Annotated in this window: 7 protein-coding genes; 1 reads left to right on the forward strand and 6 read right to left on the reverse strand. The window is 61.9% G+C overall.

Annotated features, from left to right (window positions below; genetic code table 11):
- Window positions 1-264: 264 nt before the first annotated feature.
- Window positions 265-4,761, forward strand: a complete 4,497-nt coding sequence (locus ABF648_RS01440) for an acyl-CoA dehydratase activase-related protein (protein WP_415630511.1) — start codon at window positions 265-267, stop codon at window positions 4,759-4,761.
- Between the two features lie 28 nt (window positions 4,762-4,789).
- Here ABF648_RS01440 and ABF648_RS01445 read toward each other — a convergent pair whose 3' ends face one another.
- The 6 genes from ABF648_RS01445 to ABF648_RS01470 all read right to left on the reverse strand — a co-directional run bounded on the left by ABF648_RS01445 (window position 4,790) and on the right by ABF648_RS01470 (window position 14,391).
- A complete protein-coding gene (locus ABF648_RS01445) occupies window positions 4,790-6,355 on the reverse strand; it encodes an FAD-binding protein (RefSeq protein WP_415630512.1) in 1,566 nt (521 codons plus the stop codon).
- 71 nt (window positions 6,356-6,426) lie between these two features.
- Window positions 6,427-7,860 (reverse strand): DUF4832 domain-containing protein, encoded by a 1,434-nt coding sequence (locus ABF648_RS01450; RefSeq protein WP_415630513.1) that lies wholly within the window; start codon window positions 7,858-7,860, stop codon window positions 6,427-6,429.
- A 67-nt stretch (window positions 7,861-7,927) separates the two neighbouring features.
- Window positions 7,928-9,739 carry a DUF4832 domain-containing protein gene (locus tag ABF648_RS01455; protein WP_415630514.1) on the reverse strand — a complete coding sequence of 604 codons (1,812 nt, stop codon included), beginning with the start codon at window positions 9,737-9,739 and terminating at the stop codon, window positions 7,928-7,930.
- A gap of 273 nt (window positions 9,740-10,012) precedes the next feature.
- Window positions 10,013-11,095 carry a putative glycoside hydrolase gene (locus tag ABF648_RS01460; RefSeq protein WP_415630515.1) on the reverse strand — a complete coding sequence of 361 codons (1,083 nt, stop codon included), beginning with the start codon at window positions 11,093-11,095 and terminating at the stop codon, window positions 10,013-10,015.
- The gene (gene pelF / locus ABF648_RS01465; protein ID WP_415630516.1) at window positions 11,092-12,891 is read right to left on the reverse strand and encodes a GT4 family glycosyltransferase PelF; all 1,800 of its coding nucleotides are present in this window, start codon (window positions 12,889-12,891) and stop codon (window positions 11,092-11,094) included. Before pelF ends, ABF648_RS01460 begins: the two co-directional genes overlap by 4 nt.
- Window positions 12,892-12,939: 48 nt before the next feature.
- Window positions 12,940-14,391, reverse strand: coding sequence for a hypothetical protein (locus ABF648_RS01470; protein ID WP_415630517.1), 1,452 nt, complete (start codon window positions 14,389-14,391; stop codon window positions 12,940-12,942).
- Window positions 14,392-14,504 lie beyond the last annotated feature (113 nt).

The raw sequence follows: 14,504 nt of genomic DNA on the forward strand, positions 1-14,504 counted from the left end.
GCAGGGGCTGGAGCACCCGATGATTATGGCACGGAGTGAGTGAGGGATCGGTCAGGGAGCGATTTCCTGTGGTGGGGTCGAGGCCGTGATGGGGTCGAGGCCGTGGTGGGTGTGCCCCCTGCGTCGTCTGGTCCAGCAGCATCGGCATGCGGATGGACTTCACGCCCGACTCGCGAAACGCCGAAACGCAGCTACGATGAGAAACAGAACGGACATTCTGCTTTGTCCCGTTTCAACCCTCGATCCCTGGAGGTGGTCGCTGCGATGACCGATGACGTGCTCAAGCTGGGTCTTGATGTCGGCTCGACAACGGTGAAAGCCGTGGTCATGAACAACGGGGAGATCGTCTTCAGCGACTACCGGCGGCACAACGCCGATGTGCGTGGCGAGATGAAGAAGCTCCTGCTCGACATCCGCGACCGATTCCCCGACGACGTCTTCCGGGTGGCAATGACCGGTTCGGGCGGGCTCGGCGTGGCACGCCTGATGGGCATCGACTTCCACCAGGAAGTCATCGCAGCCACCGCAGCCATCCAGCGACTGAACCCCGACATGGATGTCGTCATCGAGCTCGGCGGCGAGGACGCCAAGATCACCTACCTGCACCCCACCCCCGAGCAGCGCATGAACGGCACCTGCGCCGGCGGCACCGGAGCCTTCATCGACCAGATGGCCTCGCTGCTGCGCACCGACGCCTCGGGTATGGACGAACTGGCCTCCCACTACGAGAATCTCTACCCGATCGCCTCCCGCTGCGGAGTCTTCGCGAAGTCCGATGTGCAGCCGCTGCTCAACCAGGGTGCGGCTCACGCCGACATCGCCGCCTCGGTTTTCCAGGCCGTTGCCACACAGACCGTCGCAGGGCTCGCCTGCGGGCGCCCCATCCGAGGCCGCGTCATTCTGCTCGGTGGGCCGCTGCACTTCCTGCCGCAGTTGCGCGCCGCCTTCGAGCGGGTGCTCGGCGACAAGGTGGATGAGTACGTCACGCCCGAGGCCGGCCAGCTCTATGTCGCCATGGGTGCGGCTTTCCTGGCAGGCGGCCCCGAGCTGTCGCTGCCGCACCTGGCGGCCGAACTGGACTCCGCCAACCAGATCGCGGTGGCGTCCAAGACCATGCGTCCGCTCTTCCAGGACGCGGCCGAGCGCGCCGAGTTCGACACCCGGCACGCCGCCACCCCGGTGCCCACCGCCGACATCTCGGAGGCCTCCGGCGGGCTCTATCTCGGCATCGACGCCGGATCCACCACCATCAAGTCGGTGCTGCTCGACGAGCAGGGCCGCATCGTGCACTCCAGCTACGGCTCCAACCAGGGCGACCCGGTGACCGCTTCCGTGGGCATCGCGCGCTCCGTGCTCAGCGCACTGCCCGAGGGCGCCACCATTGCCCGGACGTGCATCACCGGTTACGGCGAGGCCTTGGTGAAGACCGCGCTGCACGCCGACGAGGGTGAGATCGAGACCATGGCGCACTACCGTGCCGCCCGCGCCGTGTGCCCCGAGGTGACCAGCATCGTCGACATCGGCGGGCAGGACATGAAGTTCCTGCGCATTCGCAATGGGGCCGTCGACTCGATCGCCGTCAACGAGGCCTGTTCCTCGGGTTGCGGCTCCTTCTTGCAGACCTTTGCCGAAACCATGGGCACCGATGTGCGCAAGTTCGCGCAACTTGGTGCTGCCTCAGATGCGCCAGTGGACCTCGGGTCTCGGTGCACGGTATTCATGAACTCCTCGGTGAAGCAGGCCCAGAAGGAGGGTGCCGGCATCGGCGACATCTCCGCCGGGCTGTCCTACTCGGTGGTGCGAAACGCCCTCTACAAGGTGATGAAGCTGCGCGACGCCGGGGAACTCGGTGACCACGTGGTGGTGCAGGGCGGGACCTTCCTCAACGATGCCGTGCTGCGCGCCTTCGAACTGCTGACCAGCGTCGAAGTGACTCGGCCGGCCATCGCCGGTCACATGGGCGCCTACGGTGCCGCGCTCACCGCCACGATGCACGCCGCCCCCGGAGATGTCTCGGCAGTGATGTCGCGCAATCTCGATGACTTCAGCTGGAGCAGCAGCCAGCGGGTGTGCCGCCTGTGCCAGAACCGCTGCAAACTCACCGTCACCAGTTTCGACGACGATTCGCGGCATGTGTCGGGCAATCGCTGCGAACGCGGTGCCTCGCTGGACCCGCGCCCGGCCAAGTCCGAGGTGCCGAATCTGTACGAGTACAAGTACAAGCGCTACTTCAACTATCGGCGCCTGGTGGGGGAGAAGGCCACCCGCGGTCAGATCGGTGTTCCGCGTGCGCTCGGCATGTACGAGGACTACCCGCTGTGGTTCACCGTGCTCACCAAGCTCGGCTTCAGCGTGGTGCTCTCGGGGCGCTCGAACCACAAGCTGTTCGAGTCGGGTATGGAATCGATCGCCTCTGAAAACGTGTGTTACCCCGCCAAGTTGGCACACGGGCACATCGAGTGGCTGCTCGACCACGGCATTGAGACGATTTTCATGCCGTGCGTGAGCTACGAGCAGCGGCAGTTCGCGGAGGCTGACAACTCCTTCAACTGCCCCATCGTGGCCTTCTATCCGCAGGTGCTCGCCAAGAATGTGGAGCGCCTGAACCGGCCGGGAGTGCGCTTCCTGGATCCATTCCTCAACCTCAACAAGCCCGACGTGCTGGCTCGGCGTCTGGTGGAGATCTTCGCCGACTGGCATGTCGGTCTGGTCGAGGCGAAGGCCGCAGTGGCGGCCGGTTTCGAGGAACTCGACAAGGTGCATGCCGATGTGAAGGCCGAGGGGGATCGGGCGCTGCGGTACATGCGCGAGCACTCGATGCGCGGCATCGTGCTGGCCGGGCGGCCCTACCACGTGGACCCCGAGGTGAACCACGGAATCCCCGAGGCCATCACCCAGCTCGGCATGGTGGTGCTCAGCGAGGATGCACTCACCGCAGGCATGAAGACCACCGGTTTCAAGCGACCGCTTCGGGTGCGCGACCAGTGGGTCTACCACACCCGCCTCTACGAGGCTGCAGGCCAGGTGCGCGAGATGCCCGATGTGAATCTGGTGCAGCTGAACTCGTTCGGCTGTGGGCTCGACGCGGTGACCACCGACCAGGTGCAGGACATCCTCGAGCAGGGCGACGATGTGTACACCGTGCTGAAGATCGACGAGGTCTCCAACCTGGGCGCCGCCAAGATCAGGCTGCGCTCCTTGCAGGCGGCTGCCGCGGAACGGCCCGGGTCGGCGGAGGTCGACACGGCCGGTCTTGGCGAGGCCAGGGAGGCTGGGGCCTTCGACCGCTCAGATGTTGATACTTCCCATGAGGGTCATATGGGGGACGGCCAGGCGGCGGCCTCGTCTGGGCATGAGCCGATCACGGTGCCGGCGTCCGTCACCCCGGCGTACACCAAGCAGATGCGCTCCACCCACACCGTCTACGTGCCTCAGATGGCGCCGCTGCATTTCCGGGCCATCGAGCCGCTGTTCCAGCGCTTCGGCTACCGCATGCAGGTGCTGGAGCATGCCTCCCGCGAGGACCTCGAATGCGGCCTCAAGTACGTCAACAATGACGCCTGCTTCCCCGCAATCATGGTGATCGGCCAGCTCATCAACAAGTTCGTCGACGGCGACGCCGACCCCGAGCACTCGGTGGTGGGCATCTCCCAGACCGGCGGCATGTGCCGGGCCACCAACTATGTCGGCATGCTGCGCCGTGGCTTGTCGTCGGCCGGTTATCCGAACATTCCGGTGCTTGCGATGTCGGCCCAGGGGTTGGAGTCCAATCCCGGGTTCAAGCTCACCTGGTCGCTCGTGCACTCTGCCTTCCAGGGGCTCGTGTTGATGGATCTGCTGCAGGAGGTGCTGCTGCGGGTGCGTCCCTACGAGCGCGACGAGGGCTCCACGATGGCTCTCTATGAGCGCTGGAGCAGCCTGGTGAGCGAGTACATGGCGCACCCCAGTCGCTCCGAGATCGAGGGGCGCCGGTTGAGCTTCGGGTGGCTGTGCACCCACATGGTCGCCGAGTTCGATGCGCTGCCGCTTCTTGACATTCCGCGTAAACCGCGAGTTGGCGTAGTCGGTGAGATCCTGGTGAAATTCCAGCCGGACGCCAACAACAATGTCATCGGTGTCATCGAGGACGAGGGCTGCGAGGCGGTGCTCCCCGGCCTGCTCGGATTCTTCCTGCAGAGCCTGGCCACCGGTGATTGGCAGTGGGACAACTTCGGGCTCGGCAAGAACTCACGCCACGTCAAGAAGATGGCGTTGTGGTACATCGAGCGTTTCCAGAGGACCGCGAACAAGGCGCTTGCCGCCGCCAAGGGCAAGTTCGACACACCCGAGGACATCCGGACGATGGCCAGGCGTGCCCAGAAGGTGATCTCATTGGGTACCACGGCCGGCGAGGGCTGGCTGCTGGTGGCCGAGATGATGCATCTCATTGAGTCCGGGTGCCCGAACATCATCTGCGCCCAGCCGTTCGCCTGCCTGCCCAATCACGTGGTGGGGCGCGGTATGTTCAAGCAGCTGCGCGAGCTGTACCCGGAGGCAAACATCACCTCGATCGACTACGACCCGGGTGCCTCCGAGGTGAATCAGCTGAACCGCATCAAGTTGATGATCGCCACGGCCTTCCAGAATGTCTCGGATGCCGGTCTTGCCAGGTGGAGCACCGACTTCGACACCGACTCGCCCCTGGGTGGGACGGGTTCGGCCGCGCACTCCTGCGGGCTTCACCCCGGGACACCGGTCGTGGCCGCCCGGGGACTGAGTTAGGCGGGCGGCCGTGGCCGCCCGGGATCAGTCATTCTCCGATGGGCTGTGATGTCACGGAGAGCAGACCACGGGCATCGCAGCTGATGCTGATGGTGCGCCGCCACGAGTCGCTGGCTTCAGGGTGATCCGAACGCCGGTGCCAGCCGCGGGTTTCTGGCCTGGCGATGGCAGCGGCGGCGATCGCACCGCCCACCGTGCGAAGATTGGTGGTCGTGAGGTTCCGCTCGTCGAGCTCATCGTCAGCGGGCAGCCGCGACAGGAAGTCGAAGGCGCTGCGCAGCCGCTCGTGTTCGCGCACCATGCCGAGGGCGGTGTCGGCTGCGGTGTGGATGCCCTGCAGCGTGCTCACCGGGGTGCACCCATCGGGTTCGCGCGGCACAGGTTCACCCGCCGCGGGCAACTGCCCGGATGCCAGCGCCTCACCGACCGCATCACCGGTGACCAGCGCCTGCAGCAGAGACACATTGGCCGGGCCCTCGGCGCCCATCGCTCCCGTGCAACTGGCCTCGCCGGCAGCCCGCAGCCCGGGCACCGAGGTTGCGCCATGGGCATCCACCGCGATCCCGCCGATCATCGTCTGGGTGGCCAGCCGGACGGGCACCGGCACATGAGCCGGGTCGACACCGTGCTCTCGGCAGGCCCGGGCGGTAGACAAATAGTCATCGGAATCCCAGGCGTCCTCGCCGAGAATGCGCGTGTCCAGATAAATATCGCGATGTTTTGCGGCCCGGGCGTCGGCCACCGCGACAGCCAGTTCGCACGGCGAATGCGGCGGCAGCGACTCCGACCAGATCGGCTGCTGGTCGCCGTCCACCAGATCCGCGCCGTTTCGCCACAGCGTGGAGCCGAGCTCCACCAGGGGCTCGCCGGGCAGAGCCATCCGGCCCGAGACGGCGAGCGCGGTGGGGGTGAAGAAGACGAACTCCAGGTCTCGCAGGGTGGCACCTGCGCGCAACGCCATGGCAAGGCCATCGCCGGTGGCGGCCCGCGGCGTGGTGGTGTCTGTCCACAGCTGGCCGGCACCGCCACTGGCCAGCACCACGACGGGCGCCAGGTAGTCGCCCACAACTCCGTCGCGGCCGAGTACACGCAGTCCCGCCACATGGCCGGATTCGTCGGTCAGCACATCGACGGCCCGGCGGTCGGTGTCGATGCCCAGAGTGCCCGAGGGCTCGGCGGCCTCGGAGCGAACCAGCGATGACAAGGTGCGATACACCGTCATGCCAGCCGCCTGCCGCGGATCAGGGGTGCTCGGCATGGCTGCCGCAATGCGGTCGAACTGGTCGAGCACGCGGGGCACAGCATTGAGGAAATCCTTGGCAGCGGTCTGGTCGGCCAGTCCAGCGCCCTCGCGGACAAAGGCCTCGACGTCCGGCGGGGTGCGCCACTCGTCAAATGGCGAGGTTGCCCAGGCGGTGGCCGATGTGATGAGGCGTTCTCGACTGATCAACACCGAGGGCACCCCGGAGGCCAGCAGCCGGGCCGACACGCTGAGGCCTGCAGCGCCGCCACCGACCACCACGACGCCGGTGCGCCGCGTCCACTCCGGCTCAGGCGTGGTGATCTGCCGGGCCACTCGCATCGTCGTCGCCATATCAGCTCCTGGAAGGCACAGTCGAGGTTCCCGCCCAGCATCCCACAGTGGCTCACCTCAACCCGTCGACCTCAGCGCTTGTAGTCACCCACCTTGAGCCATCCATCTGAACCAGTCGTCTGGTCGCGGTTGGCGAACCGTACCGGAACCCCGCCATTCACTGGATTCTTCACCCGCACTGCCAATTCGTAGGTGTCCTTCGGGAGCTTCTCAACCTGGAGGGTCCCCTCTGCCGTGGCCTGCTGACCAGGCTGGATGTTGTCGATCGAGCGATTGGCGACTGTTGAGGCCACGACATTTCCCGCCTTGTTGAGGAGCGCGATGTCCATTGGCCATGAGTAGTAGAAGGGGGCGACGCCATTGTTCTTCAGAACCACATCGACATTGATGGGGCCTTGCAGCTCAGTCTTTATGCCGGCCTTTTCTACCTGCATGATGTAGCCCATGGATGCCTCGGACTCGAGAGCGCTCTGCCGAGAATCACCGCTCACTCCTGGGGCAAAAGCTTGCTGGTTGACGAGCCAGCTGACATGGGACTGCTGAATTGCATAGGACATCCACGGCACACAACTCGTCGCCGCAAACAAGCACGATTGACTGTCCGGGTAGACCTCGCCGCCGATTGGAGCCGTTTGCCACTTGTCAAGGGCCCCGGCTGACTTCATCATCGAAAGGAAATGCCAACTCTCGGTGGGTAAGGTGGACGGTCCGAACGAATCATCGTGGTAGCCATTGTTCAGTTGGGCATTCCATGTCTCCGGGTAGCGAGTCAACGTGCGGGTCTTGTGGAAGGAGGAATCCCACTGCTTCGTCAAAGCAACCAGAGTATCTTGATTGGCCAACCAATTCTCCGGGAGGTCCCAGCCATTCATGGGATAGGTATGACCCTCACCCCAGAAACCGATCAGCCCCTGCGTGATGAAGCCAATCCGAGGATCGCCATCATAACGTTGCCCCAACGCGGAGACCAAGTCCAGCATCATGTTCTTTATTCGGGGATCATCATAATCGGGTGAGAAACTTATGCCATTGTTGTTGTAATCGTCGTAGCGCCGGGTTGTGTCGATTCCCTCGTCGATCAAATACTGCGGCACGCCTGTTTCACGGCCAGGATAGTCCAGATACAGGCGAAATACGGATTGGTGTCCTCGGGCGGCGATGGCGTTGAGTTGTGCGTCGAGGGCAGTCCAGTCGTACTGCTTCTCGCCCTTGACGATGGCATTGACAGGTAGATAGAACCATTCCATCGAATAGGGAAGTGCATCTTCACTGAACCCGGGTGGTGAGTTCGGATCCGGAGCAAATGGAATGTATCCCTTCAACGCCGTCTCGGCTGGCGGAGCTGCAGTGGGAACATTTGTCCAAGTTGTCGGCAAATATCGGCTGATAAAAATTCCGCTTGTTAAAGCGACAACTATCAAGATAGCGAATATCACCCACCTTCGAGCAGAGACCTGGTGGTTTGTTGAGGTCTTCTCAACGGCTGAGGCGGTGTCGCTGTCCATGATTGTTAACGATACGCCAAGGCTTCACGGTGTGCCCATCGTCCTTCCAATCAGGGCACACATTCAGTCAGGGAAGAAGATGACCAATAGTCTTCAGCAGATCCCAATTCACGTTCCCGTTGGCATAGGAGTACCCATTGCCATGCCCATATGACCAACCATCACCTGACGCCCATGCGTAGTCAGGACCCCATCCGTAGTTGTAGCCCGGGCCGTAGCCATAACCATAGCCCTGATTGACGGTATTGCCGGCGTCCGTGGTCTGCCAACTCGTGTTGTAGTCGTGAGAAGCGGGTTGAGAGGTGGTTTGCGGTGCGGCAGTGATTGTGACAGTCGTGGTGGCGGTGGCGGTGGCGGTGGCGGTGGAGGGCATCGGAGCCGTGGATGCGGCCGTCGTTGCAGATGGAGTCACGGTGGGAATGGGCGTAGAAGTGTCATTCGACGGAGTGACTGAAGCCGAAGGGGTTGGCTGAGCCTCCGTGCTGCCGCTGCCACTGTTGGTGGCCAGCGTTCCCAGGGTGTCCCAGCCAGTGAGCGTCTGGTCCTGTCCAGCCGCCGCGAATTTGAGCGGAACCCCATTTTCCAGAGGGTTCACAACACGCATCACCACGTGGTACGACGCGTTGGGAATGCCATTCAGGGAAATCTCGGTGGAGAATTCGTTGACTTGACCGGGAAGCACTGCTGACAGATCACCGGGAAGAGTCTTCTTGGCCGAGATTTTCCCGGCGCTGTCCACGAGCGCTACCTCCATTGGCCACGAATAATAGAAGGGGGCGACACCGTCATTCTTGAGACGAACCCCGATGCTTGCCGTTCCTCCCTCGGCACTGATACGCGTCTCAGTCGGGCGGATGACATAGCCCATGGCGGCCTGAGAATCCAAAGCCTTGTTCCGTGCATCGCCGGAATATCCAGGCGCAAAGGCTTGCTGGTTGATGAGCCAACTGACATGGGTTTGCTGAATTGACGTGGGGATTGGATCGGGAGCGCAGTCCGATGAAAACATGCACGACTGAATATCGGGATAAACTTCCCCGCCGATCGGCTCAGCCTCCCACTTTTCAGTTGCGCCTGCAGCCTGCAGCTGCGACAAGAAGTGCCAACTGGCACTGGTCAACGTGGCCGAGCCGAAAGAATCATCGTTGTACCCACTGGCCGACCCCGCATTCCAGGACTCCGGGTAGCGCACCACGGTGTGCGTGGTGTGGAAGGCGGCATCCCATGCCTCCATCACCTCCGACTGGGTTTCCTGCCCAGGCATCCAGTTCTCCGGGGAAGCCGAGCCGTCCATCGGATAGGTGTGATCCTCTCCCCAGAAGCCGATCAAGCCCTGGCTGATGAACCCAATCCTCGGGTCGCCGTCGTAGCGCTGTCCCAGCGAGGACACGAGATTCAACATCATGCTCTTCACGCGAGGATCGTCGTAATTCGGGGAGAAACTCTTTCCGTTGTTCCCATAGTCGTTGTAGTGCCGACTGGTGTCGATCCCAGCGTCTATCAAATACTGGGGTACGCCCGTGTCGCGCCCCGGGTAATCGAGATACAACCGGAAAACTGCTTGGTGCCCACGTCCGGCAATGGCGTTGAGCTGAGAGTCCAGTGCAGTCCAGTCATATTGGCCCTGGCCCTTCACCACTGCGTTCACGGGCAAGTAGAACCATTCCATCGAATACGGCAGCGCGTCGCTCCCCAACCCAGATGATGAGTTCGATTCCGGGGCAAAGGGCATGAAGCCCTTCAATGGGTTGCTCGTGGGCGCCGATGCGGCGGTGAGCGCTTGCCACGATCCTGGGTCGGCTCTCGCAGCGCTGGGCTGAGCGAGTATGGCGAACAGCGCGAGAACAATGGCGAGCAAACGCGATGCGTGCTTGGGCACTATGAGCTCCCTGTGGTGGAGGTCTGCGTTAGAGGGGTGGAGGTCATCTCACGCGATGACTGAGCCTGGCGATACACCTGAAGAATAATTGAGAATAACTTAGCTTGAGTTCAATGTCCGCAGGGTGGTTGGTCACTGTCCGCAGGGTGGTTCGGATCCAGCGTGCTGTGCACGTACGTGGGCAATGGTGGCCGTCCCGTGGGGCGCCGGAGGACATCGGAGCGTTGCCCCACGTGTGCCGCGCCGGTCCGAGCGTCATGGGCGCAGCCGGGTTCAAGAAGATTCGTTGTCGAGAGGTTTCTTCATGAAGATGCACTGCTGAGGAGGCAATCTGACCGTTGCGCCGTCATTGAATTCAGGGGGGAAAGTGAGGTCGACGTGGTGCGTGGAGGTGAGGTTGACCGCGGCATAGCCATCCTCGAAAGTGCGCGACCAGCATCCGCACTCTCCCTCGACGCCGCTGACCGGCGCACCGAGATCCCAGTCGGCCTCCGGCTGCCAAGGAGCTCCGTCGTAGCTGTCGTGGTCCGTCGCAGTGACGGCAAAGTCGCCTCCACCGCTGAATATCCAACCCGCAGCCAGTGCGGTCAGAAAACGATCGCGCTCGTTGGTCTCGTCGGCAGCAGTCCGCATGATGGAGAGGCCAGGGCCGTTGAGTTGCGACATCTGCGCATGGCACACTTCGGCGGGGAATGGTTCATTCGCGCTTGCAGCGAGCCACACTTCTTCAAATCCACCGCCGAATCGTGCATGACGATCCCAACGGCCGGATTCACGCCGGGATTCGGCAATGTTCGGCACGAGGATCTTGTCAACCGCGTTGAGTGCAGCTCCGGCTTGCGTGATGAACTCGTCCAAGGCTTCACGAACCTCGGGCATTCCGTATCCTCCTTCAAGAGGAAGGATTCCGTAGTAGTCCTCGAAGACGTCGTTGTCGGCCATCACTCCGTCGAACGGTCCCACAGAGATCTCGCGGACAACATTGCGGATCCAGCAGTCGCGATATCGCTGGTTCCACACCGCCATCTGCCAGTGGCCGGTGTAGCCGTTCCACTCGATCCGGGTCTTGCCAGCTGAGCCCTCACGATGGGCGAACATGTCTTCGCCGATCTTCTCGGCCTCCCCGAACCCCACTCCTGAACTGCGAACGGGACCCGGCTCGAAGGAGCGGGTAGAACTCAGGCACTTGTAAGCCAGCACCGTCACGGCCGGCTCCATGGCCTTCAGCTGAGCGGCTGCGACAGTCTCCCATGGCTGGAGGATTGCGACGCGGCAGTGTTCGGCGGCAAACCGAATCTCAGATTCGCGGATCTGCTCATCGCCGTAGCGCACCCACGCGGTGAAGCGACGGGTCACAGGGCGTCCCGACCTGGCTGCGGGACCGAGGATTCATCAGAAGCGCGAGCGGCTTTGCCATCCGGGCCCTGAGAGATGTCCTCCCGAGTCCGGGCAGATTCAACTCTGGGAACAATGGCTGTCGCCCTCGACGCTTCTTCGTCAGCGGAGGATGAGGAGATCCAGTCGTCAGCGTTTGCTTCAGAGGCCGACTGCGCCACCGCACCGGTGAGGAATTGTGCTATATCGCTGGGATCGTTCATACGTCCGATTGCCCGGTACAGCGCGTGGTAACGCGCCATCACATCTTCCAGACGGAAGCTTGACTGGACACGACGATGAGCCATTTCGACATAGCGGCCGTAACGCGGCAGGTCATTGACAAGCGAAATCGTTTCTCTCGCCATTCCCTTGATGTCGCCGGCATCAATGAGCACGCCGCAAGGTCCGAGTTGTGTGCCGTCACGGTCGATCAGCACATCATCAAGAACCTGGCGCATACCGCCGACCTCGGTTCCGACCGTGGGAATGCCGCTGGCCATCGCTTCGAGCACCACAATCGGCTGACCCTCGTTGTAGCTCGCCATGAGCAACAGGTCATAGGAGGTGATGAGCTTTCGGACATTGACGGTGCCCAGGAGGTGCACGTAGTCCGACAACCCGAGATCGACGATGAGTTTCTCGCATTCAGCCGTGTATTCGGGCACATGTTCCTTGGGGCCCATCACGTCGAGGGTGAAGTTGGTGAAGCCCGAGTCAATCATGACCTTCGCCGCATGGATGAGGTCCAACACGCCCTTGATGGGCACGATCCGCACGATAGAGCACAGCTTCCACGTCTGCTTGCCGTGCGCAACGATCTCGGCAGTGATTTCCTTCCGGATCTCATAGCGGGGCTCGAACTCGGCAAGAGGCATACCGTTCGGCAGTACGATCGCGCGTTCGGTGGGGGACCCGAGGGCCCGGGCTTCGCTCAACGCCAGCGGGTACAGGTAGGTGATGATCTCGGCCTTCGGGTAGCAGAACGGCCCCATCTCGATCCACCAGGTCATCCAGGCGCGCTGCTTGGGCGTGGCCTCGAAGATCTTGTAGTCCTCCCGTAGCAACGGCAGCGCCATGTTGCGGTCGAGGAGCTCGTTGACGGTGTCGCGAATGTAGAGGTTGTGTTCGGTCAGCAGGAAATGAGTGCCATTCTGGCGCGCTGCGGCTGCAGCGGTCGCTGCCGCATAGCCAGTGGTGTGTGCGTGGTAAACCTTCGCCTTCGGGAAATCATGGTCCAAAATGGCATAGGCCAAGGAGAAGAAGTCGCGTAGCACCCAGAAGCAGTCCGACAATGACATTCCCAGGGCATTCCAGCGATCGATGACCACATCCATGAATTCTTTGGTGCCCAGCAATGGCCAGATGCGGAATTTCCTCGTCCGGGGGTTCACGCCATCGTCATACAGAGACCACAAGGGTTCAACATCGTCTTGCTGGACGGCGGCCAATGCGTCGAGAAGGCGATTGGCGAGGTCGCGTCGCGCGCGTGAGCCGGTTGGTAGGTCACGAGGGCCGAGGGACAGCAACGCTTTCCGATTGGTTTGAAAGCTCTGGAAGTGAACCTTCACCCACTTCACATTCTCCGGGACCTCGTACAGATCCTTCAGTGGTGAGTTCTCATCCCACGTGATGTGGATGATCCCGAAAGTGATGTCGGGATTCATGCTGATGATGTCATGGACGACAGCGGACACCCCACCCTTCAGGTATGGGTAAGTGGACTCCATGACAATGCACACGTCCACGTCGCAGAATTCAGTGCGGCTGTAAGTCACTTGATTCTCCTTGCCGGTAAAGATTCAGAGCGCTGGGACAGGCGGCGCTCACCATTGCATGGCGAATCGCCAGAACATCTGATAGGGAATGCTCCCCCAGACTTGACGTGTGCGGATGTAACCGACTATGGACAACACGACATCCACAGCAATGACGAACCAAATGGTCGAACTCACCGGGGGGACGAGCAAGGCGAACACGGCCAGCAGATGGATGCCGGCGAGCCAACAGGCCCAACCGCGATGCTGGATGTATTCAAGGTGATAGCAAAGGATTGTCACGACCAGGGCCGCGATCGGCCCGATGTAGAGACCAAGGGGCAGCTGGGGCCCGCCAATCACCTGGAGCAACAGGTGCAGGCCAAGTGCTGCGACAGCGGCAACCGCCAACGTGCGGGCAATTGCGTGGCCCACCACATCAGAGACGAGATTCGCCTGCCTGCGCAACTCCTTGGTCCCGCTTCTCTGCACCGCACCACTGGCCTGCTCCACGGCAAGATCAAGATTTGGGGCGAGTTGTGCAAAGTAGTAGCTGTACGCGAGTACGGCAGGGACCAGAGCCAGATACATGTCAAAGATGCCCATGGCGGATTGCGTCATGAGGAGGACCACGACCTTGTCCGCCCACAGGACCGATCCGGTGAGGAAGCCACGCGCAGTGTCGGTTATGTATCCTCGGAATTCCTTGGCCGACGGCCGGTGCCAGTGCACATCTGAACTCACGGCGAGCAGGATGGCCACATTTGGGATGGTGCCTGCGATCGGTGCCAGCAGCCAGAGCTGAGGTGCGATGAAGATGACTGCTGCATAAGCGGCCCAGGAAACCACCAGCATGACATCGAGCCGAGCCTGATTGATGACGACTTGCGACTGTGCGAAGAATGCGTGGGCGATAATGCCGAACATCACGTAGAGAAATGCCGCTGGTGGCCAGTGGGTGATGGCTTCGACGACCACCATGAAGATCGCGGCCACCGGCAGCGTTGCCAAAACGATGTTGGGCCACAATGCGAGGACCCGCCCTGCAACCAGATGCGGATCACGCTGGTCCTTGAGATCCCAGAAGTATCTGTAGAACGCAACACAGACGGCCTGACTCATCCATGGCACGGTGACGGATACAGCCAGGAAAACACTTCCAGCTTGGACCGAATTCACATCCTGCGCATCAATACGCGTGATGACAAGCGGGAAGACAATCATCAACAAGACAGTGGGCGACATCTTCGCCAAGAGGCCTCCGATGCCGCGCAGTGCATCAGGGGCCCCGGCATGAAATGGTGCCGCGTCATATCGTCCCCTCACCAGCATCAAAACAGTGATGCCGATCACGACTGCCATGGCAGCGATGAGGTACGGCTTGGACAAGTGGATGTCTGGAGCCAACGCAAGAAGTGCGATTGCTACCGCTGATACCACCCACAGCATTGGGTGGGTGCGTTTGATCGTGATGATTTGTCCGGATGACGGTTTAATTGGTTTAATTTGTCCGGATGTCACGTGTAACTCCTTGGGGCGGGCGGCTTCGACAATCGAGGTGCCGCTGGTTCTGCACAGTGAGCCTGCGCCGCCTCAGTGGCGCAGGACACCTCCAAGGCGTCACTGCACCAACC

Origin of the sequence: Propionibacterium sp., assembly GCF_047719395.1 — a bacterium.
Lineage (GTDB): Bacteria > Actinomycetota > Actinomycetes > Propionibacteriales > Propionibacteriaceae > Propionibacterium.